This is a genomic window from Aquamicrobium zhengzhouense, from assembly GCF_016124105.1.
Classification (GTDB): Bacteria; Pseudomonadota; Alphaproteobacteria; order Rhizobiales; family Rhizobiaceae; genus Aerobium; species Aerobium zhengzhouense.
This window is the reverse complement of record NZ_JADGMQ010000010.1, coordinates 121,018-143,660: the sequence shown is the minus strand read 5'-3', so window position 1 is coordinate 143,660 and position 22,643 is coordinate 121,018. Positions and strand designations below refer to the sequence as shown.

General features: G+C 57.4%; 20 protein-coding genes. 6 read left to right on the top strand and 14 right to left on the bottom strand.

Going from position 1 to position 22,643, the window contains the following annotated elements:
• Positions 1-539 precede the first annotated feature (539 nt).
• From IOD40_RS14210 to IOD40_RS14200, 3 genes are read left to right on the top strand one after another with little or no spacing between them, the layout of a single operon-like run.
• Positions 540-758, top strand: a complete 219-nt coding sequence (locus IOD40_RS14210) for a hypothetical protein (protein ID WP_198477303.1) — start codon at positions 540-542, stop codon at positions 756-758.
• A gap of 39 nt (positions 759-797) precedes the next feature.
• Entirely contained in the window at positions 798-2,594 is a 1,797-nt protein-coding gene (locus IOD40_RS14205; protein WP_198477301.1) for a DNA cytosine methyltransferase, read from the top strand.
• Positions 2,594-2,818 (top strand): hypothetical protein, encoded by a 225-nt coding sequence (locus IOD40_RS14200; RefSeq protein WP_198477299.1) that lies wholly within the window; start codon positions 2,594-2,596, stop codon positions 2,816-2,818. The genes IOD40_RS14205 and IOD40_RS14200 overlap by 1 nt, the downstream gene beginning before the upstream one ends.
• Positions 2,819-3,007: 189 nt before the next feature.
• Here IOD40_RS14200 and IOD40_RS14195 read toward each other — a convergent pair whose 3' ends face one another.
• Complete coding sequence (locus IOD40_RS14195) at positions 3,008-3,319, bottom strand: hypothetical protein (protein WP_198477297.1); 312 nt, start codon at positions 3,317-3,319, stop codon at positions 3,008-3,010.
• A gap of 568 nt (positions 3,320-3,887) precedes the next feature.
• Between IOD40_RS14195 and IOD40_RS14190 the strand changes: the two genes are divergently transcribed.
• Positions 3,888-5,450: a Fic family protein gene (locus IOD40_RS14190; protein WP_198477322.1), complete on the top strand. Its 1,563-nt coding sequence runs from the start codon at positions 3,888-3,890 to the stop codon at positions 5,448-5,450.
• 1,288 nt (positions 5,451-6,738) lie between these two features.
• Here IOD40_RS14190 and IOD40_RS14185 read toward each other — a convergent pair.
• The 9 genes from IOD40_RS14185 to IOD40_RS14145 form a co-directional block, all read right to left on the bottom strand.
• Positions 6,739-7,617 (bottom strand): TniB family NTP-binding protein, encoded by an 879-nt coding sequence (locus tag IOD40_RS14185; RefSeq protein WP_198477295.1) that lies wholly within the window; start codon positions 7,615-7,617, stop codon positions 6,739-6,741.
• Positions 7,614-9,218 carry a Mu transposase C-terminal domain-containing protein gene (locus IOD40_RS14180; protein ID WP_233714000.1) on the bottom strand — a complete coding sequence of 535 codons (1,605 nt, stop codon included), beginning with the start codon at positions 9,216-9,218 and terminating at the stop codon, positions 7,614-7,616. The genes IOD40_RS14185 and IOD40_RS14180 overlap by 4 nt, the downstream gene beginning before the upstream one ends.
• A 143-nt stretch (positions 9,219-9,361) precedes the next feature.
• Positions 9,362-9,883 (bottom strand): metallophosphoesterase, encoded by a 522-nt coding sequence (locus tag IOD40_RS14175; RefSeq protein WP_198477292.1) that lies wholly within the window; start codon positions 9,881-9,883, stop codon positions 9,362-9,364.
• Positions 9,880-10,689: an inositol monophosphatase family protein gene (locus IOD40_RS14170; protein ID WP_198477291.1), complete on the bottom strand. Its 810-nt coding sequence runs from the start codon at positions 10,687-10,689 to the stop codon at positions 9,880-9,882. Before IOD40_RS14170 ends, IOD40_RS14175 begins: the two co-directional genes overlap by 4 nt.
• Positions 10,676-11,716 (bottom strand): LacI family DNA-binding transcriptional regulator, encoded by a 1,041-nt coding sequence (locus IOD40_RS14165; RefSeq protein WP_198477290.1) that lies wholly within the window; start codon positions 11,714-11,716, stop codon positions 10,676-10,678. Before IOD40_RS14165 ends, IOD40_RS14170 begins: the two co-directional genes overlap by 14 nt.
• Positions 11,713-12,549 (bottom strand): ABC transporter permease, encoded by an 837-nt coding sequence (locus tag IOD40_RS14160; RefSeq protein WP_198477289.1) that lies wholly within the window; start codon positions 12,547-12,549, stop codon positions 11,713-11,715. The genes IOD40_RS14165 and IOD40_RS14160 overlap by 4 nt, the downstream gene beginning before the upstream one ends.
• Complete coding sequence (locus tag IOD40_RS14155; RefSeq protein WP_198477288.1) at positions 12,546-13,379, bottom strand: ABC transporter permease; 834 nt, start codon at positions 13,377-13,379, stop codon at positions 12,546-12,548. Before IOD40_RS14155 ends, IOD40_RS14160 begins: the two co-directional genes overlap by 4 nt.
• Before the next feature lie 63 nt (positions 13,380-13,442).
• Positions 13,443-14,579, bottom strand: coding sequence for an ABC transporter substrate-binding protein (locus tag IOD40_RS14150; RefSeq protein ID WP_198477287.1), 1,137 nt, complete (start codon positions 14,577-14,579; stop codon positions 13,443-13,445).
• A gap of 25 nt (positions 14,580-14,604) precedes the next feature.
• A complete protein-coding gene (locus IOD40_RS14145; RefSeq protein WP_198477286.1) occupies positions 14,605-15,762 on the bottom strand; it encodes an ABC transporter ATP-binding protein in 1,158 nt (385 codons plus the stop codon).
• 263 nt (positions 15,763-16,025) lie between these two features.
• On the opposite strand from IOD40_RS14145, the gene IOD40_RS14140 reads away from it, so the two are divergent.
• Together IOD40_RS14140 and IOD40_RS14135 are read left to right on the top strand one after the other, a co-directional pair.
• Positions 16,026-17,501, top strand: coding sequence for a protein adenylyltransferase SelO (locus IOD40_RS14140; RefSeq protein ID WP_198477284.1), 1,476 nt, complete (start codon positions 16,026-16,028; stop codon positions 17,499-17,501).
• A gap of 120 nt (positions 17,502-17,621) precedes the next feature.
• The gene (locus tag IOD40_RS14135; protein WP_198477283.1) at positions 17,622-18,293 is read left to right on the top strand and encodes a polysaccharide deacetylase family protein; all 672 of its coding nucleotides are present in this window, start codon (positions 17,622-17,624) and stop codon (positions 18,291-18,293) included.
• Between the two features lie 3 nt (positions 18,294-18,296).
• Here the strand turns inward: IOD40_RS14135 and IOD40_RS14130 are convergent, their stop codons facing one another.
• From IOD40_RS14130 to IOD40_RS14115, 4 genes are all read right to left on the bottom strand, one after another.
• On the bottom strand, positions 18,297-18,887 hold the full coding sequence (locus IOD40_RS14130; protein ID WP_198477282.1) for a hypothetical protein: 591 nt from the start codon (positions 18,885-18,887) through the stop codon (positions 18,297-18,299).
• 368 nt (positions 18,888-19,255) lie between these two features.
• Positions 19,256-20,581, bottom strand: coding sequence for a type III PLP-dependent enzyme (locus tag IOD40_RS14125; protein ID WP_198477281.1), 1,326 nt, complete (start codon positions 20,579-20,581; stop codon positions 19,256-19,258).
• Positions 20,574-22,091: an AMP-binding protein gene (locus IOD40_RS14120; RefSeq protein ID WP_198477280.1), complete on the bottom strand. Its 1,518-nt coding sequence runs from the start codon at positions 22,089-22,091 to the stop codon at positions 20,574-20,576. Before IOD40_RS14120 ends, IOD40_RS14125 begins: the two co-directional genes overlap by 8 nt.
• Positions 22,092-22,121: 30 nt before the next feature.
• Positions 22,122-22,379: an HAD family hydrolase gene (locus IOD40_RS14115; RefSeq protein WP_198477277.1), complete on the bottom strand. Its 258-nt coding sequence runs from the start codon at positions 22,377-22,379 to the stop codon at positions 22,122-22,124.
• Positions 22,380-22,643: the final 264 nt, after the last annotated feature.

Genomic DNA, 22,643 nt, shown 5'->3' with positions numbered 1-22,643 from the left:
TGCTACCGCAGAAATGATGGAGCAACTGGCGGCGTAAAAACCAACCTGATCCACCTTAGCCAAGCCGCCAAACTGTCTCAGCAGACGGGTCCACCTCAGTCTCAATCTGAGGCCAACAAAGCAGGTGGCGTATCGGCGTTTGATATTCTCGCGTAATAGCCTTGCGGTTGTAGCGGTCGGTTCATTCGCTGCCCGACCGGAACGCCTTGTGCTGGTGGTCCTTTATCACCAAGCGCTATCGCAAGCCTGGCACTCACCGAGATTGGATATCGCCTGGCGGCTCGAGCCAGGCAAGCGTTGCGCACGGACAGGTCAATCTTTGGCAACACAGCAGCCAGACGCAGCACGTCGCTTCCTCGACCGCGCGACGAGCACACGCCACCACTAATTCTGTCGTACATCTCTCGCTCTGGATCAGCAGTGATGAATGGCCATGCACATCCAGCATGACGCAACGTCATCACCTAAAGTAAGGTATTGTTCATTCGCAGGCGGGTTAAGTGCAACTTTGACATCTATAGCAAAGCTAGGGGGCTGGCATGGTAGGTGAAGACAAATCGAAACTTCTGCGTGATCTGCGTACCAGGGCGCGCAGCTTTCGCAAGTCGCGCACGAATTCCATTTTTCAGATTATTGACAGGCTCAGGGAGCTGGATGATCTGCCACGCAAGGAAAGACACGCAGTTCTTGTCCACGACTGCGGCTTCACGTCAGCTGAGGCGAGCCGACTTCTTGGCGCTGCCGCCACGGAGATCTAGCACCGCGATCTACTAATCAGAAGCGGCGTCGACCTCGATATGATCGCAGCCCTTCACAAGACAACCCCCGAAGCAAGACGAGAGGCTATTGGACAGCTTGAGGCGGGCAAGAGCATCAGCCGCAAATCGCTGGTCCAGTTGGAGCTGAAAGACAAAGAGGTGGCTGCGCGTGAGCAGCTGAAGAAGCGTAACCGACTCCTTGCTGCCCAGATCACGAGACGCGCGCAGGCAGAACTTGCCTCCTACCGTGCCGAGCTTAATGAATACGTCGAAGAACTGATTGATTTTCACGAAATCGATCAACTCGAAGATGCGCTGCTGGATCTGAAAATATTGGCACTGTCGGCACGGGCAGAACAGTTGCTTAGTCAGTTCCATGAGCTCTTCGGCAGCGAGCATGTTGAATTTGAAGAATGGTTCTTCGATTACAGTAATTCCAATTCAATCCGGCTGGCGAAGGCAAAGGTTGCGTTGGAGCGGCTGAGTGCGAGGGATTTCGCCGACGAAAAGCTGATCAATCTCGCGACCGACCGCTACATTGAAGCTGACCTGATCAAGAAGGTCGCCTGGCTGAGCGGTGCGGACATCACCCGTCTAAAAGAGAGTATTGATGCACGGCGCGATGATGACCAGGATGATTGGAGGGGTGGCGGCCAAAGGAAGCGAGAGCCGCTGACCTCGCTGGAGATTTGCGCGGGAGCCGGCGGTCAGGCGATCGGCTTGCATGCAGCTGGCTTCCGTCCGCTGGGCGTCTTTGAGAAGAATAAGCACGCCACCGCAACGCTCAAGAAGAACTTTACCTTCGGACCGCTATTCACACGGGACATCAAAGGTTTCAACTTTGACCGCTATCGAGACCATGTCGATCTGATTGCGGGAGGCGTACCATGCCAGCCGCACTCCACTCTAGGTAGCAAGAAGGGCGGTGACGACAAGCGGGACCTTTTCCGTGAAGCGGTCGAGATCGTTCAAGTGGTTCGTCCGAGGGCGTTCATGTTCGAGAACGTGTCCGGTTTCAGCGACTCGCCCAACTCCGCCTACCGCGCCGAACTATTCAGCGCCTTTCAAAGTGCGGGATATGATGTGCAGGCTTTCCCTATAGCAGGAGCCGATTATGGCCTGGGACAGAACCGTCCGCGTGTCGTCGTCATCGGCTTTCGTGATGGATTGATGTCACGGTTCAGGATGCCAACTGGACTTCAGGGTGGCCGAAAGACATTGGGTGAAGCCCTTTTGCCAATGATGGCTGAAAATGGCTGGAAGGGAGCCGAGGCCTGGGCGAAACGGGCCAATAAGCCAAGCCCAACCCTCGTGGGAGGCTCAGATAGTGGCATCAAGGGGTTTTCTTCCAAAAAGCAGCTCCCCCAATGGGCTAAGCTCGGCATGGACGGTGAGTCACTTGCAGCTGAGGCACCTGCGGCCGACGCGCCACTCGATCACATACCTAAGCTCACCCTGGAAATGGGTGCGCACCTGCAGGGCTTCCCCAGGGAATGGGAGTTCTGCGGTTCGGACCGGCAAAAAAGACGGCAAATTGCGAACGCGTTTCCACCGATCATGGCCCGGGCTGTTGGCGTTGCAATCTATAATGTTTTAGCCGAGGCAGATCTCGACATCGAAGAAGAACTTAAGTCGGAACTGATCGACTATCCGCGCGGAAACGATCGCGCGAGTTACCGGACGACTTTGCCTGCTCAGGAACTTGAATTGCCCGCAGGCGAGGTGCGCGATCCTGATGCTTTCGCATTCTGGAAAAAGTTCCGGGAACGGCGAGGCATCATGGAAGAACCGAAACCGACAGGCGTACGGCGCAAGAAGAAAGCAGCAGCTGTGTAGTGCTGCCACAGGCAGCCTTCCCGCCGCCGATGGCGCTTGTGATCGGCCTTGCCATTCGCTTTGCGATCACAGGCTCATCGGAGGACTTCAAGAAGATGATGGAGACCCCGTTGTTTACCCGGCCATTTCTGCGCCGGCCCACTCCAAGGGTCGCGGCCGAAATGGAAGCATTTGAGCGGGAGAATGAAGATGAAGCCTACCTGGCGAGCTTGTTGACGGCATAACCAGAGCAAGCTCACGACGCTATACACAGGCAGGATGCGTGCCGGGCGCAGCCATCTGGCTGCGCCTCCTCGCCTGCGTGCCTGACTGGAGCCAGACCGGCGATTCACATGCAAACGACGTTTGAGGAAGTAATGGGGGGAACAGTACGAGATTAAAGGAAAACTGACGGTCATCCAGACCGCGTCGGTCTAGTCCTGACCTGACCTCAGATGGACTTTTTTGAGGAAATCCCAGCCACGTTTATATTTGTCGACTAAATCCTCAAAGACGAGATCGCATTGGTCCTTGTCGAAACCCTGATTGACGAGTTTATCGACGAGGCCGTCCTGCAATCGCTCGAGCTCGGCAAAATTTCCGCTGCGGACATTTTCTTCAAACGCGATGTGAAGCAGCATCCGGGCAAAATCGTCCCGCGAAGGCCGTTTCAGAGCCCGATTGCGCTCGCGCAGTTCCCTCTGCCGCACGCGCTGCTTCTCCAGTCGCGCCCTCTCTTTAGTCACAGCTGCTTCCCTCCGCTTCCTGTCCGCAAACGACGTTTGCGCTTGTAGCGTCATTCCAGAACTCAGAATCGTTTACAACCAATCCAGAATCGCAAATCTCGAACTCTGAATCAGATTTGCGCAATTTATTTCGACCTGAGATGAGTTGCTGGCATCTTGGAAGGAGTTGGCGGCAATGTGAAACAACGTTCGCGCAACTTAAATCAAGTCGTTGGCACGTTGTCCGCTAATGCAAGGTGCCTCGCCAAAGTCATGGTCCGTATACGCCGACTGTCTCGGCGAAGTGATGTCGATTCCTGTACCAATTTAAAAGGCTTGGACGCTAGAAGTCTGGACTAGGAGTTCTCTGAACAACCTTCAGTGTCCCGAAGCCAGCTGTGTCATATTGCTGCTAACCCGGAATTGAACCCGGTGCTGGAAACGTCCGAGTGCTGCGACATTTAATTAGTGCATGCCGACATCATCAAATTAGTGCCGTGACGATGCAGCAAATTATTGTTAGAGGAATGCATTAAATTAGTGTAGGACACTGGCCGCTGCTATGTCCGTTGGAGCCGGTATGCCAGGCATGAGACCAAACGAACTTCTCGCCACATCCCTTAACGAATTGCACGGTATCACCGAGAAGGGAACGAGGTCAGTAATACGAAGTAGTGCATTAAGTCGGGTACATAGGGAACGCCTGACTAAGGCTGGCTTCGTCGAAGAGATCATGCGTGGCTGGCTTGCTGTCAACTCGCGTCCTTCGGACAGACGACGCGTCGACGCTGCCTGGAGCACTGTCTACTGGGAATTTGTCCGTGAATACCTGACAGATCGGTTTGGTCAGGACTGGTGTCTCTCCGCAGAAAGTTCGGTGGCCCTCTGGGCAGAAAATTGGTCGATCGCGAAGCAGGTCATCGTCCGGAGTCCAGCGGCGAACAATCAATTAGTGGAGCTTCCTGGGAACACCTCACTATACCTTTTGCGTGTTTCTGACGTTGACGATGCGGTCGAACATGGTGGATTGCGCGTAATGACCAAGGAGGCGGCTGTCGTCCACAGCGCGAAAGTCAACTGGGTCGCAGCGCCGACTGATTTCATCGCAGTAATTGGCTCGATGAGGGGGACTGCGCCTCTGCTCCGCATCCTGCTTGGGAATGGGATGAGTACGGTCGCAGGGCGTATTGCGGGTGCTCTTCGACACCTCGGTCGCGTCCGCGATGCTGACGAGGTTCTCTCGACGATGGAAGCGGCTGGATACTCTGTTTTCGAGGAGAACCCCTTCGATGATCGTGCTCACGCGCAGTTGGACAATCGCAAGGCAGCAGCGCCGGCTGCAATTCGGATAAAGAACATGTGGGCGCGCATGGCCCCCGATGCGGTCGCCGCCATAAACGTTGAAACGAGGCTCATTAACGACATCAATGGCTATATGAATGAGATCGAGGAGCGGTATGTGGCAGATGCCTTGAATTCGCTTTCGATCGAGGGCTACCAGGTGTCGCAAGAGCTCATCGAGCGGGTACAGTCAGGGGCCTGGAACCCCCAAGAGCATGCGGGTGACGCAAACGCTCGAAATGCCCTGGCCGCGAAAGGCTACCGCCTGGCTTTTGAAGAGGTGAAGGCGGATGTCCAGAAGATCCTCGATGGGTCTCCATCGGGCGAACTGCTCTCCGTCAGGCATCAGGATTGGTTTCGCGCGATGTTCCAGCCGTCGGTCCAGGCCGGTATCATCGCTGCGCACAGGCTTGCGGGCTATCGCGATCACAACGTCTACCTTCGCGGGTCATCCCACGTGCCGCTGCCTCCTCATGTGATTCTGGACGCCATGGAAGCGCTTTTTGAATGCATCGGAGAAGAACCCGATCCCAGAGTGAAAGCAGTCGTCGCGCCGTTCCTTTTCACTTACATCCACCCCTTTCCCGACGGGAATGGACGATGCGGACGTTTCCTCATGAATGTGCTTCTTGCAGAGGCAGGGCTTCCATGGACGGTTATACCGCTGGACCAGCGCGACCGTTACATGGCCGCCCTTGAGGAGGCTAGCCAGCACGAGGACATTCGCCCACTGGCAACCTTCATCGGGGAACTGGTGAATGCACCACCGCCTGCGCGGGCCAGCGAAACCGAGTGGAGCCGCAAAACGTAACCACGACGATGAGCGGATTGTGGGGCGTTGGAACCGTAGCGAACCCGACAGATGAAGATTATCATGCCCGCTTCTGAAAAAGAGATGGTCCTTCGTGGTCGCAGGCGCACGTTCGGTACTTCGCCTGGCCAAGTTCCCATGGGGGGGCTTTTTGCCTGCTTCCATGCGCGCCCGATTTCCAATAGTGGAAGAGCAGGCCGCACCTAGATCCAACCCCCTGCGGCCAGAGGCTCCGCGTTCGGCTTTTGTCCGGGCGTGGGGCTTTTTTGATGATCCTCTAGACACCTAATCTTCCAGGCTAGCATCTTGATAAGGCTGTTCAGGTGACGCGTAATGCCGGCGGATCGGAGCTTTGACCTCCGTGCAGCGCTGGCGTCGGTCAGTGGCCGAGGCGGTTCTTCCGGTGAAGGGAGCATCCAGAGGATGGACATTGCGCGGCGTTTAGATGAGACGCTAAGGCCGGTCCAACAAGTCTTCCCCTGCGGATAAGCCCTGGCTGCTCGCGCATCCCGCGGGTAACGTCTCGGTAACCAACCTATTTGGAGCAGAAGTACCGCGAGATCTTGTGCGAGACACTTCAGCCGACACCATCTTCAGCGACTAAAACGAAGCTGAGTATTCGGGCCTGCTGTGCAGGCTTATCGTGGACGAGGTGATTGTCACGCGCGTCTACGACCCCCGGTTCTTATATTCCAAGGGTCGCGGCCGAAATGGAAGCATTTGAGCGGGAGAATGATGATGAAGCCTACTCGGCGAGCTTGTTGACGGCATAACCAGAGCAAGCTCACGACGCTATGCATAGGCAGGATGCGTGACAGGCGCAGCAATTTTGCTGCGCCTCCTCGCCTGTTTGCTTGGCTGGGAGCTAGGCAGGCGATTCACATGCAAACGACGTTTGCGCTTGTAGCGTCTTTCCAGAACTCGGAATCGTTTACAACCAATCCAGAATCGCAAATCTCGAACTCTGAATCGGGTTTGCGCAATTTATTTCGACCTGAGATGAGTTGCCGGCATCTTGGAAGGAGTTGGCGGCAAGGTGAAACAACGTTCGGGCGATTTAGATCAAGTCGTTGGCACGTTGCTCAAAATCATTTTCCTTCATGATCCTGATTAGAGGCTTACTGCAGTGGAAAAAAAGCGTCCTGAAATCTCCACCCTACGCTTGTCTGAAGATGCGTGGTGTCGATTTACACTTCAATCTGGGACTCGGGCGTTTTCCGTAAAAAAGTTACACTTCAATTGAGATTCGCTTGTGCTGAGTCTCAAATGAAGTGTAAAGCTTGGGCGGCTATGCGAACGCCGCTTCCTTCTCCAAGGCTGGCCTCCACGATTCGATGCTGTCGTCGGTTATACGCTCGATACCATTCTGGATCGCCTCGATTGCGAGCTCGTTGAGTATCCCGAATGCGCGAGCTGTGATGCCGTCACCGAGATGGGAAAGGTGCCGTAGGCTTTGGCTCGACAAAGCCGATGGAAGCCTGAGTGGCAGGCTGCGCAGGATGGCTGTTACAAGTTCCTGGAATTCCTCATCTGCCTTCCATCTGGGTAGAACAAACTGATCCAGACGTCGGGCCAGTTGTGTGTCGCCGGCAATCGCATCACGCGCTTCCGATACGCCGAGGCAGACAAGCGAGGCTTTGATCTCGTTGCTCAGATATCGCAGAAGCTGAAGTATCACGCGCTGTTCCCTCGGGGTGCCGGCGAGGAGGTTATGGACCTCGTCAAACACCAGAACACGCACATTGTTGTTTTTCAGCAAGAGAACGGTTCGGATCTCAAGCTCCATAAGGGTCACACGTTCGTTGATGCTGGCTCCCATAGCCATGAGCAACTGCCCGTAGATCCGGCGCTCTGTTGGGCGCGACGTCAATGTAATCGCCAGCACCGGCATGCTCTCTACGCCTGTGCTGGGGTTGATCGTCGGCAAATGATCACGCTTGAACTTCTCCACGAGCATTGTCTTGCCCATGCCGCTGTGACCATAGATCGCGAGGCCCTGCGGCCGTGTTGTTGGCGGATGGTCGCACAACGCATCAAGATGGCGTAATACCCGACGAGCGCGATCAAAGCCGACCCAGCGATCAGATCGAATGGCACGTATCCTAGCATGGTTCGGTCCATTCGCCAGTGCTGCAGCGCCTAGAGCAAGATGCGGGAGTTCAATCATTGATCCCAAAATTCCGTGTCGTCGTCTGAATGGATTGGTTTCGCCATATCGATTGCTGCAATGGGGCGATGTTCCTGATGCCCCGATTCAATGGGTCTGCGCTTGATATTACGGCGCGCTTTTGCGCTTGAGGATGCCGCGATGTCCTCTATCTGCCTTTGCTGCGCGATGGCTGCAAAGATAACCTCTTCCTGCAACTCAAGCCGTCCCTGGTCTCGAAGCATTTTCTTGGCATGCTTCCACTCCCACCAGGAAACAGGCGGGAATGCGAGATTGCGGTACCGTGCTTCAACAAACCGACCATCGGATTGGCGAACGAATATTCGGGAAAGATCTCGTGGATCATATTTGATCTCGAGTTCGGCGCCGCGGCCGACATCGCGCGATAGGGCGTCAGACCAGTACCGGATCTTTTCCAGATGAATGCCGTCCTTCAGCAAGCGCCGCCGGTCGCCAGGCAGGAAGCTGGTCCAGAATGCCATTCGATCAGATGGCAGATTGAAGTCGACTTCACCTTGCCGCTCGTGCCAGACCGCAAGGGGAGGGCGTAACAATGATGAGTGGATGCGTTGATGGTATTTGCCTGTGATTTCCAGGGCGATCCATTTCTCCAATTCTCGCAATGTGAGACTGGCGCGGCCCTCGGAATCGTAGCTGCCCCGGATCTTCACATTGCTGAATGTTGTGCCGGGCAGCAGATGCACGGCGCCCATCATTGTCCCAATCAGCCGCTCGATGTGCCCCCCAAAGCGCGGTGTTGCCGACGGTCGGAACTGGAGTCTCATCCCATACTCCTTGCAGGCATCGGACAATGCCCGTGACCTGAAATCCGCGCCATTGTCGCAGTGAAGAACCTCGGGCAATCCAGCGACAGGCCAGGGGATGTCGATTTCGCGCTCATCCAGCCAGGCAGTCTTGTCGTAGACCGCATGCAGAAGGCAGAGGCCTACAGACGTACTTGATGGCGCCTCCAGTGATAAATGGAACCCCGCGACCATTCTCGTGCAGACGTCGATGGCAATTGTCAGAACAGGTCGACCGATGGGTTTACGAAACTGTCCGTCGACAACGATGACGTCGACAATGGTGTGATCGATCTGCCAAAGGGCGTTCGGCTTGGCGACATTGAACTGACCAGGGCTTGGCGTGGATGCGGCCTCGATCTCGCGCTCCCCGCGTTTGCGGGCCGCTGACATTGGAATAAGTTCCGAGACCCTCCGCTGGACGGTGCTGCGGTGAGGCGGGGAGAGGCCTTCGGTGAGGCAGACTTCCCGGATACGCCGCAACAGCGCTGCAAGGCTTGGCTTCTCCTTCTTGAGCCAGAAGCCATCCACTTGCTCGGCAATGACGCGCTCAGTTCTCGGGTCGAGCCTGACCGCGCCTTCGTGCGTACCACGTTTCCTAGGTCGCAAACTTGATGCACGTTGCGTCTTTCTGAACCGCGCAGCCAGCCGAAACAGTGTTGATCGCGGGATGCCAAACCTTTCGCGCGCGGCCGCAACAACCTCAGCGGTTACTTGCCCGCCTGTGCGGCGGAGCAGATATCGAAGGAACTCTTCCGGGCTGTCATCGTGATCGGGGAAATCCGAGGATGAGATCATACGCGACACTACGGTCGATCGACCGGTCGATCAATCTCAATTTGAGTGTAATGAATGCTCGCTGGAGTCTCATTTGAAGCGTAAGGCGTTACACTTCAGTCTCATGCAACCCATTGATAACACTCAATGCGCGAGTCCCGGTTTCAAACATAAATCGACACCGGCTCTCGCAAGCGGCAATCGTCCATAGATGGTATGCCGATCTCGAATGGCGGATGGTGCATTACAAGCAGGGCATCGGATGCTGCAGCTAGCTCCCCGTCGAGCCAAGCCAGCCGCTTTTCGCAAAGTTTACCCGCCACGTTGCCCGGCCACAGCGTGTCCAGAAGAATGAGCCTCGTCCCATCGACTTCAAGCGAAGCGTGGGCGAAGCCATCTTCATTGATAGAAGTGGGAAAAGCGCGCGCGAAGCCGGACCGCTCGTCGTGATTTCCAGGGATGAGCCGATAGGGCGGGACGAGCTCTTCAAGCCGGTCTGCAGCAGCGGCATAGGCGGAGGCTTCACCGTCATTGGTGATATCACCAGCAAAGACGACCAGGTCCGCGTCTGCGTGCTCGCGATTGATGGAGGCGATACACGCCTCGAAATTCGCGAGCGGATCCGAGCCGAACAGTTCTTCGCCAGGTTTTACCAGATGCGGGTCGCTAACGAGGATCAGCTTCATGTTGTGTCCCGGGCCTTATCGATGAGGGAGAGAATTGGTGCCCGCAGCTGTGGCGCGCAGCCAATCACAGGGCCACCCGCAGAAAGGCTTCCTTCACTGAGGAAATCGTTCACCCAACCACCGGCTTCGCGGATGATGCACTGGGCCGCAATGCAATCCCAAGCGTTCATGTGAGGCTCGTAATAAGCGGCAAGCCGCCCGCAGGCGACATGGGCAAGGCTGAGCGCCCCAGAGCCGCTACGCACAAACATTCCTCCGGCTTCTAGAAGCTCGTGGATGAAGCTGGAGATAACTTTCGGCGGTACCCGTCCGTTCGCGCCGACCGAGGTCAGGCCATGCTGCAGATCCGTGGAAAGGTCTACCGACAGCGCTTCGCCGTTGAGATGCGCGCCTTTCCCTGCAATTGCCGAGAACAGTTCATCTGCATTGGGGTCGAAGACAAGCCCGGCGGCGGTCTGCCCTTCGAACACAAGCGCCATGGCCACACACCAGTTGCGCTGTCCGTGGACAAAGCAGCTCGTTCCATCGATCGGGTCCACGACCCAGGTGAAGCCCGAAGAACCATCATCAAGGCCGAATTCTTCGCCCAGAAAACCGTCTTCGGGATAAGCGTCGGAGATCAGGTTTCGGATGAGCTTTTCAACTTCCCTGTCAGCAAGGCTGACGACGTCCTGCCCGTTGGCCTTGGTCTCGACCACTATCGTCGACAGCTGGCTAAAATAGACGCTCGCCAGTTCACCCGCCCGGCGGATGATTTTGCTGGCGTTTGCGAAGCGACTTTGGATCGCTGTGTCATTGATATTCATGGGAAGGCTCGCACACTGCGCTGTCGCGGGTCACAAACACGGCGTCCAACTGGACGACAGAGGGGGGAAGCTGCGGATTTTCCAGGCGGCGCTCCATTTGCAGAATCGCCTGCCTGGCCATTTCCTCGGGATCCTGTCTGAAGGTCGTAAGACGGTAAGAATCCCAGGACGCTTCGGGGATGTCATCAAAACCAATGACAGACAGCTCGGCGGGTATGCGAAGCCCGGCGGTGCTTCGGGCAAAATCAAGCAAGCCGAGGGCGATCAGATCGTTGACGCAAAATATTGCTTGGGGACGTTCGGTGCCGCTCAAGAGGGACATTGCAGCCCTTTGACCGCCGGCATAGTCGGAATCTCGTCCGCGTGCGACCATCACGCTGCACCCAAGGCTTCGAGCGGTTTCGGTAAAAACCCGCTCGCGTTCGATGATGCTCGGTGTGGCGGACTCCGATCCTGCCAGTCCAAGCCGAGTAAAGCCGGCTCGGCTGAAATATCTCGCCGCGCTTTCAGCCGCTCCCGCATTGTCAATGCGGATGTGATCGCAGCCGGTTTCGGAGCGTCCCAACATCACGAGCGGCTGGCCGTTTTGCCGTGCCAATTCGACGAATGATGCGGGAGGAGATCCCGAAAGGATGATCGTCGCCTCGGCACGGTATCCAAACAGCGCTGTCTGTGCAGCCTTCAGCTCTTGTTCGGAGCTACCGGTGTTGATGAGGAACGGAATGTTCCCTCGCCGGATGAGGGCGCGGCTGAGTGCGGCCACCAGATGGGCGCGAAAACCAACTTCGGGCTTGGTCGTGACCAATCCCACGAGACGGCTGCGATTGGCCAGGAGACCGCGTGCAAGATCGTTGACCTGGTAGCCAAGCGCGGCGGCGGCCTCCATGACCTTGTCCCGCGTCTCGGGCGCGATGCTGGCCCCAGGGGTAAACGCGCGCGAGACGGCCGAGCGGGAGACACCAGCAAGCTCCGCCACTTGCTGCGCGCTGACAAAACCTTGCGCCTTCTGCCTGCTCTCTCTGCTCAATGTCCGACCTTCGAAAGCACATCCGATTTCAAGAAGCGCTCAACCACCAGCATGAAACCAACCGAAGGGATAAGCAGCAGAACAGCGGTGATCGAGGCGATCTGGTAATTGCCTCCCGAACTTGCCGTGTAAAGCAGCAGTGGCATCGTATTCACATCCGGCGCGCCAACAAAATAGCTTCCGGTGAACTCATCGAGAGACTCCAAGAACACGAAGATAGCGCTCGCAAGAAGACCCGGAGCTGCAAGTGGCAGGGTGACATCGCGGAACGTGCGAAGCGGCGACGCTCCGATAGAACGAGCGGCGTCTTCGAGCTCCCGGTCAATGGCGGAAAAGGCAGCCGTCGCAATCCACACGGCGTAGACCAGGCCGTGTGTGACGTGCACCAGCACCACGCCGGCCACCGTGCCGTTCAGGCCAAACTGATAAAACAGACGGGCAATGTTTACATAAACCGGCAGGTTGGGAAAGGCCTGCGGAATGAGGAAAGCCAGCATGATCAGGGCTCGCCACGGCAATTTTAACCGGGCGAGTGCATAGCCCGCGGGCACTGCGAGAGCCATCGCCAATGCGACAGTTAGAAAGGCAACGACGACGCTATTTGTAAGAGATTCCATCGCGGTGCCGCGCGGCGAGAATACGCGCCCCCAATAGCTGACGCCATATTCCAGCGGGAGCGCGTGTGGGAAATACCAGCGTTCGGTGACGGTCCACAAGACAAGGTTGGCCAGTGGCCCAAAGATCGCGAAAGCCAGGAGCCCGAGGACGATCGCGCGGGGGATCCACCACAAGTCGACGGAAAACGTCGGGCGGGTTGCAGCCGTGGTCGTCATGCCCGCTCCTTCATGGTCTGGCGAAGATAGAACCAGCCTACGCAGCCACTGGCGACCAGCGAGATCAAGCCGAGTGCATTGGCGACGCCATAATCGCCATAGGCATTGATACGGAAGGCAATGTCTGCGGTGATCATGGTCGGGGATTGTGCGTTGATCATCAGCGGAACCGACAACACCGACATCATGGTGACAAAGGAAAGGACGAGACCGACCATCATGGTCGTCGCAACCTGCGGAACGATGATCTCGAACAGAATTCTAAGTCTCGATGAGCCAAGGTTGCGTGCTGCCTCAATTGTACTGCGGTCAAGCGCGGACATGGCACCCGATACGAGAAGAGCGACGAAGGGCGTTTGCTTCCAGACGAAGGCAATGACGATGCCCCTCCAGTCCAGGAAGCTGACTGCCTGCAGGGGAGTGATGAGTCCCGCCTCGATGAGGATGTTGTTCATCAAGCCGTTCTTGGCGAGGAAGGTTCGCAAAATCTGGCCGACGACGATGAAGGGGATGAAGAGCGGCCAGCGATAGAGCCAGCGGAGGATGGCAACAGCGCGGGGATTTTCGCCGAGAACAAGATAGCCGCCTATGGCAACCGATAAGAGGCCGATCAGGACGGTTGAGATCGAGACGATCACAACCGTGAATATGATATCCGAAGTGTAGAGTTCGAACGCCTTGGCAAAATTATCCAGGCCGAAACCGTCGCCTGTCTCGAAGGCGCCGATCACGGAGCTGGCGAGCGGAACCACAAATAAAAGCACGATCACTGCCAGCGCTGGCAGCACAAGAAGAAGACCGAGTATGCGGTTCGGCGCTGTGTTGCTCATCATTGTCCCGTAGATAATGACCGCCTGCCTCACTCGAGGCAGACGGTTTGCACTGAAGCTGGATCAGTTGGTGACGTGGCGCTCGTAGGCTTCGAGGATCGCGTTGTTGTACGGCGCGATCGGGAACGGCTTGCCGTAATTGGCAAGTTCTTCTGGCGTTACATCCGTGAAGAGCTTGTTCCAGGTTTCCTCATCGAGCTCGGCTTGAACATGCTGCGCGTCAATACCCGGATACCAGTTGAAGCGTTCGACGATACCTTCGGCCTGAACCTTGGGGCTCGTCGCCAACTCGACGAACTTCTCGGCGAGCTCCTTGTTCGGGGCGCGCTCCGGGATCACGTAGTGCATCGGCTGACCAGGCATGCCGGGGGCTGGCAGAACGAGCTTGAATTCGGGCGGAAGCTGTCCATTGGCCTGCCAGGAATAGAACATGTCGACCCAAACCGGCCCAATTGCGATCTCTCCGCGCGACAGGAGGTCGAGAGTGCCGGCGTTTCCGGGGGTCAGCATTGCGTTGGTGGTAAACTCGGCCAGCTTATCGAAGGCGCTGGTCCATTTCTCTGCCTCTCCTTCTTCGAAGGGGCCGTTCATCAGCTTGTTGGCGTCGCCTTCGCCGAACGCGTAGATCCAGCCCATCACGAAGCTGACACCGGAGGCACCTCCCTTGATGCCGTTGTAACCGAACTGCTTCGGGTTCTCCTTCACCCACTCAGCGAGTTCTTCGTAGCTTTTCGGAGGATTGGGCAGCAGTGCTGGGTTGTATGCGAGAGCGGTCTGGCTGTTGAACATGGGCATGACGTAGCCCTTGACGTTCGCGCCCAAGGCCATGTCGGCATTGGCACGCGTCACGAGCTTTCCGGTGGGAATGCGATCGCGATAGGCGTCCAGATAGCCGCCTTCCACCATCGGGCCGACGAATTTTTCATGCACGACCGCAACGTCGGTATCCCAGGTCTCTGTCTTTGCCTGGCTCTGCGCATCGAAACGCTCGACGATTTTCTGCGAGCCGGAATCGCCTGGACCGGTGCCGACGGCGCGGACCGTGTTGCCCGGATTCTGCTCCTCAAAAAGCGGAGCCAGATATTCATTGATGTAATCGACCATGTTCTGGTCGCCGGCAGTCATGACCGTGAGTTCTGCGGCAGCAGCCGGAGCGGCTGAAAGACCCAGAACCAACGATGCCTGAAGGATGGTCTTCATGATGGATGTCTCCTTGGGACAGTAGTCATGCGTGGGATGCTTCCAGGACTCGGGCGGCGCCACCCTCGTTCAGGGAACTTTGTCGGGGGCGCGAAAAGGAGCCACCCAAATTGAATAGGAAGAGGTTTTTCGCGGGGATCCGCACGCGGACGGCCTCTCCCTGGGCAACAGGTTGCGGTGAATCGACCAGCAGAATCTCGTCGCCTACGCGAACCGAATGTCGCCAGGTTCCGCCCGGATAGCTTGCAGCTTCGACATGGCCGACAAGATCGAGCCCGGCGTCTGCAGCATCTGCTGCGCCATCGTTCACCAGCAAATGCGCCCCTTCGGCGCGAAACCGAGCTTCGTAAACGCCGTCGGAAAGAGCGCGACCGTCCAGCGGCAGCACTGCCTCCCGATTGGTTGCGCTTGAATCGATCTTTACGTGTCCGCCGCCGACGGTGCCGCGCAACTGAATCATGTTCTCAGCGCCCATGAACGCGGCGACAAAAGGCGAAGCAGGCCGGTTGAAGACTTCCTCCGGTGCCCCTTGCTGAGCGATGTTGCCATTTTCCATGATGACGATCCGGTCGGCCATCACCATCGCTTCTTCGCGATCATGGGTTACGTGGACCGCCGTGATGCCGAGGCGCTTCTGGAGGGCGCTGATGTCGTGGCGAACCTTCAGGCGGATTCGGGCGTCAAGGTTCGAGAGAGGCTCATCGAGCAGAAGGATTTCCGGGTCAATTGCGAGAGCTCGCCCGAGTGCCACGCGCTGGCGCTGGCCACCCGAAAGCGCGCCCGGCTTGCGTTGGCCAAGACCCGCAAGGCCGAGCAGGTCCTGAAGTTCCTCGACCCGGCGGGTAATGTCGGCCCGCGCCATGCCCCTCAATTTAAGGCCGTAGCCAATATTTTGCGCCACTGTCATGTGCGGCCACAGCGCATAAGACTGGAAAACGAGTGCCATCCCCCGCTTGTCGGGGGGCAAGAGAGTGACATCCTTGCCATTGACGTGGATGGCACCGCTTTTCGGACGAGCAAAACCAGCAATGGCTCGCAGAAGCGTAGTCTTGCCGCAGCCAGACGAGCCTAGAAGCGCGACGAACTCACCCTTGCGGATGGAGAGGCTGAGGCTCTTCAAGATGTCCGAAGATCCGTAGCCGACGACGACATCATCGACGCGAAGAAACTCTTCTACGCTCACTTTAATCCTTCCGAAAGACAGCTCTGCCCTCCATTGCACAGCTGTGCAACGACGATGACAGTGGGATTTGTTAGTGTCAATAACTAGCCGCCGTTCATTACGGGGATGTGACAGGGGCAGGTTCAAGCAAAAAGCGGTTTGCGGTCAGACGCTGGCATGTCCGGGCGTTGCGCCGATAGGCTTATGCGGACGGGTCTCGTGACTGGCCGCCGCCACCCGGCTCGCCTATGTAACTGGCGACAGAGCGAGCTTTCGAGGAAGATATGAGCAGCGTCCGATTTTTTCACGATTATGCCGCCGAGCTTCCCGAACGTCTTTACGAGCGTGTTGAACCCGCTCCAACGGCGGCACCGCAGCTGCTTCAGCTGAATGAGGCGCTTGCGAAGGAACTCGGCTTGGATATTGGCTGGCTGCAAAGCGCTGAAGGCGTTGAGATGCTGGCGGGTGCTCGTTTCCCCGCGGAGACGGCGCCGATCGCTCAGGCATATGCGGGCCATCAATTCGGTAATTTTGTGCCGCAACTGGGAGATGGCCGCGCGCTGCTCGTGGGCGAAGTGCTTGATGTCGAGGGCAGGCTTCGGGACGTTCAGTTGAAGGGATCTGGCCCGACAAGATTTTCACGAAATGGCGATGGGCGTGCCGCGCTTGGACCGATGATCCGCGAATACGTTGTCAGCGAAGTGATGCACGCGCTGGGGATCCCGACGACACGGACCTTATCGCTGGTTGCCACGGGCGAACCCGTCTACCGTGAAACGCGGCTTCCTGGCGCTTTGATCGCACGCGTCGCCTCCAGCCATATTCGTGTCGGCACTTTCCAGTACCTTGCTGCGCGCGATGATATTGCCGGCCTAAAGGCTCTCGCCGACTATGCCATCAAGCGCCATTATCCCCACCTTGCCGGGACGTCTCAGCCTTATCTGGGTTTCCTGGATGCAGTTGTGACGGCGCAGGCGGAACTGGTCGCGCGTTGGATGTTGGTCGGCTTTATTCATGGCGTTCTCAATACCGACAATGTTGCGATTTCCGGCGAGACAATCGATTATGGTCCATGCGCATTCATGGACACGTATCATCCTGCCACCGTCTTCAGTTCGATCGACCGGCAGGGGCGCTACGCCTACGCCAACCAACCCCGCATCACCGTGTGGAACCTCGCGCGCCTGGCCGAGGCGCTGCTTCCCATTATGAGCGAGGGTGAGGGGGAAGACGATGAGGGGTTCAAGCAGGCGAAAGCTATAATTGGCTCGTTTCAGGCGCGTTACGAGGCGAGGTTCCACGAAGGGATGCGCTACAAGATCGGACTGTTTACCGAACAGCCTGATGATCTGAACCTTGCGGCGGACCTGCTTGACCTCATGGCGCGCAACGGTGCCGATTTCACATTGACGTTCCGTACTCTTGCCGACGAGTTTGACGGTGAGCGACGTGCCCGCGATCTCTTCATCGATCCGACTGCTTTCGATGGTTGGCAGCAGCGCTGGCATGAGCGTCTTGCGCGTGAACCGGAGCATGCAGATACGCGTGCTTCCCGGATGCGGTTGATCAATCCCAAATACATTGCCCGAAACCATCAGGTCGAAGCGGCCATTACAGCCGCCTATAATGGTGATCTTGATCCGTTCCAGCGGCTGATAGCGGTGTTGGCCCGCCCGTTCGACGAGCAGGTGGAAAATGAGCTGTTTGCGCAACCGCCCACGCATGAAGAGCGGGTTCTGCAGACTTTCTGCGGAACCTGAACCCGGCCGACTTGCCAGTGCTAGTCGCTTAGCGAGGCAAACGGCTCACCTTTTGGAGGAATTGCCGGGCGTTCCACTTCCCGCATAATTAATCTTCGCTGCCATAGGAGGGGAGTTGGGATGCGCCAGGAAAGCATTATACTCAACCTCCACGGCGTCGGCACGCCGGATAGGCAGCTTGAGCCTGGGGAAGCGCGTTATTGGCTTTCTGTCGAACAGTTTCGCGACATTGTGAGCATCGCCGCATCAATGCGCGACAAGGTCGCCTGTCAGTTCACCATCGACGACAGCAATATGTCCGATGCAACAATTGCTGGCCCACATCTTGCGGAGATGGGCTTCAGCACGCAAATATTTGTTCTTACAGATCGGATCGGACAAAGAGGATCGCTGGATCGCTCCGCTCTTTTCGATCTCATGGCCATGGGCCACACGATCGGTTCCCATGGACACGCGCACCGAGACTGGAAGCGGCTACGCGAGGATCAGCTGGTTGAGGAGATTCATGCTCCGCAGCAGCGGCTCCAGGATCTGACCGGGCAGTGTGTAACCGCTGCGGGGCTGCCCTTTGGCGGATATAACCGCAGGGTCCTCGCGGAGGCGCGGCGGGCGGGCTTCGAGCGTATCTACAGCAGTGACGGTGGCACCGCGCGAGAACGCGCTTGGCCGATCGCCAGGACTTCACTACGCCGCGATATGTCTCCCGGGGAGATGCGGGCTCTGTTCGATCCGGAGGGCATTTTCCAGAGCCTCAAGCGGCGCATCAAGGGTGAAATCAAGAAGCGTCTCTGATTCCTATGGGCCGAACAAAGCAATTTCGCTTTCGCGCAGATCGCCTACCTTAGGCGGGATCCCGTGCTTGCTGTATCTGATTTCATGCTGTGGCATGTGAATAATCCCACGCGGGGGGACAAACCCGACGGGTGCGTCGGCCATGGCAAGCGGGATGCCTTTTTTTAGCAAGGCCCGCGCGACGGCTCCACCTGCAGCACTGAGCCTTTTTGGATCGCCGTAGACGAAGCGGGCAGCGGGGATCGCTTTCTTGAGAGTTTTGATACGGTAGAGAACCTTTATTCGACCGAGGCGATCTTCAAGATAGAAGCCGTCGCAGTTGCCCTCCTTGCACCAATCCGTCACGCGTGCACCGGGCGCGGAGGAGAGTAAGAGGCGCGGGGTGAAGAACAAGGTCCCATCCGAATACGGCTTGAATCCAAGAGCCTTGACGATCGGCAGCACTTTCGCTGCGGGGGAAAGATCCAGGTAGACACCTCCGTTCGGTCGGGTCGCTACCTGAACCATACGCGTGGCCAAGAAGCGAAAGGGCTGTCTGACATACCAGCTGGATAGATTGCTGCGGATTGATGAGTCGACGATGGCGTTAAGCACCAGCAAGACGCCCTGCGGTTGGCGGTCAGCCTCGAGCAAATATCCGTAGCGAGGACATTCCGGCACCAATGCCCGCTCCGAAAGGCATTGGATTGCTGACCGCCAATATTCGGGTGTACGCCGTGGGAAACCCTCACAGAGCAATTCATGGATTGCGTCGAGATCCTTTGCCCCGATCTCGCGTATATTCACGTGAGCAGTTCGCTGAGCAGGGTCGGCGGGCTTATCGATTGCCGTATCCATTTCATCATCCGCCGTTGGTTCGCCAATTGGTTTTTTACGGCACGGGGAGTACGGTTCGCAATTGACTGAGCGTACCCATTACGGAGGATGGGCTTTGATCGGAGCAACGCTACCAAGCCGCTGCTTCATCCCAAGGGAAGCTGACTTAATGGTTGGCTGAACGTCCCCGGGGAGCGAATTTCGCGTGCAGCGCCTTGGTCCAACATCACCTCGGCGGGGGTTGGGTGGCTCAAGAACCCGGTTGGGCTGGCCGACAATGCGTACGCTCCAGATTGAAGCACCACGACGAGATCACCGCGCCGCATCTTCGGCAGCGCCACGTCTCGGCCCAATGTGTCAAGCGGAGTGCAAAGTGGGCCTACCACACTGCACTGCGTGAGTTCGCTGGCAGAGAGGTTTGCAGCTGACGTGATCGGATAATCCCGCTTGACGAACTGGCCGAGATTTCCACTGGCGGCGAGGTGGTGATGCATACCGCCATCGGTGACGACGAACGTGGTTCCGCGCGATATCTTCCACGATTGCACACTGCAGACATAGATACCTGCGGGCCCGATCAAGTAGCGGCCAGGCTCGATGACGATCGACATGCCTGTCAGCTCGGAGGATTGGGCGACCTCATGGCGTAGTTGGGCAACATGATCCTTCAGCGTCTCCAGACATAGCGCTCGATCGTTGGAGAAATAGGGGATCCCGAGGCCGCCGCCGAGATCAAGTGTCTGCAACGGGCGGCCAAGACTGGCTACCACGCGTCTGGCAACGTCAAGACCGTGACGCCACTGCTTTGCGAGCGTTCCGGCATCAAGAATTTGTGTCCCGGAATAAAGGTGGAGACCTTGCAGCAGCAGCGAGGAACGTTTCCCTATTGCCTCCAAGACTTCGGGAAGAGTTTCTTCGTCAAAGCCAAAGGGAGCGGCGCGTCCGCCCATGCGCATGGCGCCGCCCTGCGCGGATGCTTCCGGGTTGATCCTCAGTCCGATATGCGCGCGGCGACCCGCCATGCGCGCGAGAATATCCAGGCGTTCGATTTCCTCGAAGCTCTCGACGTGTATCTCCCCGATCCCCTCTGCGAGAACGAGTTGTAGTTCCGCGTCGGATTTCGCCGGTCCAGCAAAAAAGATGCGCTCGGATGGGCATCCTGCGGCACGGGCGCGCAGATATTCTGCTCCCGAAGCAATTTCCAGCCCAGTGCCTTCCTGAACAAAGCAGCGGAGGATTTCCTGGTTTGGATTTGCCTTCACGGAGTAGAAGATGTCGGCAAAGCCGCCGAGTGCCGATCGAAGTTCTGCAAGCCTGGCGCGTAAAATGCCAGCGTCATAGAGGAACAACGGTGTCCCGAAACGGCGTGCAAGATCTTCGACGCTCATGCCTCCGATGTGGAGCGTATCGGAAATGACCGAGAAGTTTTCAGAGATGAGCTCTGAGGCCAACTTGCGCACAGCTTCAGCCACCTGATCGCTCCTTGGTCAAAGCGAGATAGTCGACCTTTCCGTTGGGCGTGATCGGGAGTGCCGGAACAAGTTCGATTTCGCGGGGCATCATGTAAGGTGCGAGGCGACCAGCGGCTGATGCGAGAACCTTGGAAATATCATTGTCCTCGCCCATGGGCACGGCGACTGCGTGGACAACCTGCCCCAGAAAAGGGTCCGGCTTGCCGATCACGGCGACCTGGCGGAACGCTCCGCTCGCCATGAGCGCTTCCTCCACCTCGGTCGAACTGATGCGATATCCGGATGACTTGATCATGGCATCGCGTCTGCCGACGAAATAGAAGAAGCCGTCCTCATCTTCGGTGACAAGATCGCCCGAGTAGCAGACGGTGTCAGCTCCCGCATGCTGGGGTAACAGCGGGTTAGGGCGGAGCACTGCGGCAGTAGCTTCGGGGCGGTTCCAGTAGCCGAGAGAAACGGTCGGGCCACGGTGGATCAAGATCCCCGGCTCGCCCGGCTTCGTGCGTTGACCATCATCCCGTACAGCGAACACCTGTGTTTCAGGTATCGCTCGTCCGATGGAGTTCGGCCTTCTGTCCAATTCATCGGGTGGAAGGTAGGTCGAGCGGAAGGCTTCGGTTAGGCCGTACATAAGGAAGATGCGCGTTTGCGGCAGAAGTTCCCTCAACCGTTTGACTGTTTCGGTGGGTACCGCACCGCCGGAATTTGTGATGTAGCGCAGATGCGGTAGCGGTGTGTTGCGCAGTCGCGGGGCCAGTCTCGTCAACAACGCCCAGATCGCTGGCACGCCCGCCAGGCCGGTGATCTGATGTTCATCAAGCGCCTTGACGATCTCGTCACCGAACTGGAACTGGCACAGGATCAGCGTCGCGCCTTGCTCAACGGACGTAAGCAATTGGTTCAGGCCGTAGTCAAAACTGAAGGGAAGAACCGAAAGGATCCGGTCTGATGAATTGATCCGAAGATAGGTACGGACGATCCGTGTGCCTGCAACCAGATTTCGATGGCTGAGCATCACCCCCTTCGGCGATCCGGTCGAACCTGAGGTGTAGAGCAGGGCTGCGAGATCTTCACCAATCCGGTCACAACTTGTGGTGGCTTCATCCGCGACGTGCGCTCGAGCGGCGTCGAGAAACGAGACGCCCGGTATTTCGCCCGTTTCCTCCCAGCCCTTCTCGTTGGTGATCAGGAAGCGCGCATCGCAATCATCGATGATGTGCCGGACCTGTATGGGGCGCAGATTGGAATTGATTGGCACAAAGACGCCACCAGCGATGCTGACCGCGAAGATTGCGGCGCACTCCTCTATCGACTTGGGCAGAAATATTCCAACGCGATCGCCACTTTGCAGGCCGAGCGACCTCAGCGTCGATGCATAAGATGCGGCCAGGTTGGACAGATCGCCAAAGGTGAAGTGGCGGGCACGATCAACGATCGCCGGCTCGCTAGCACGGCCCGGGCACTGTGCCAGAAGATGATGCAGGAGGTAAGGACTTCCGGGAGAATGCATAAAGGGCGTGCTCCCCACCCTTGACTCAAATCAGACGCGGGCGGCCGCACGTTCCGCAATTGTCGCGATGCCATCGATGGTATCCAGGGCATCAATCTCGAATTCGGGATCGGAGAAGTCCACATTGAAGTCGGATTCAAGCATCAGCATGACTTCTGTGCCAGCGAGGGAGTCGAGGTGGCCGTTGATGAACAGGGATTCCCCGTCATCGATGACGCCAGTATGGCCGCGCGCAACGAGCATTTCAGATAAGACGCGGCGCAGCCGCTCCCTGATATCCGCATTCATTCGACGACTCCAAAAGATGAGCGCAGGTGAAATCTGCCACTCGCCAGGAACCTGTAGGCATCTGCCATCGGAAAATGTCCGCTTGTCCAGAAGATGCCACCGAGGGACAGGCAGAAATTCATGACATAGCCACGGCCAGCGGCATACAGAGCCAGTCGAGGGTGTCAGGCACACTTCTGGTCGATCAGATGCGCCGGACCTCATCAAAAAGGTATAGTTGTCGGGTCATCATCAAAGCGACCACGGGCCGGATCGACAAACCAC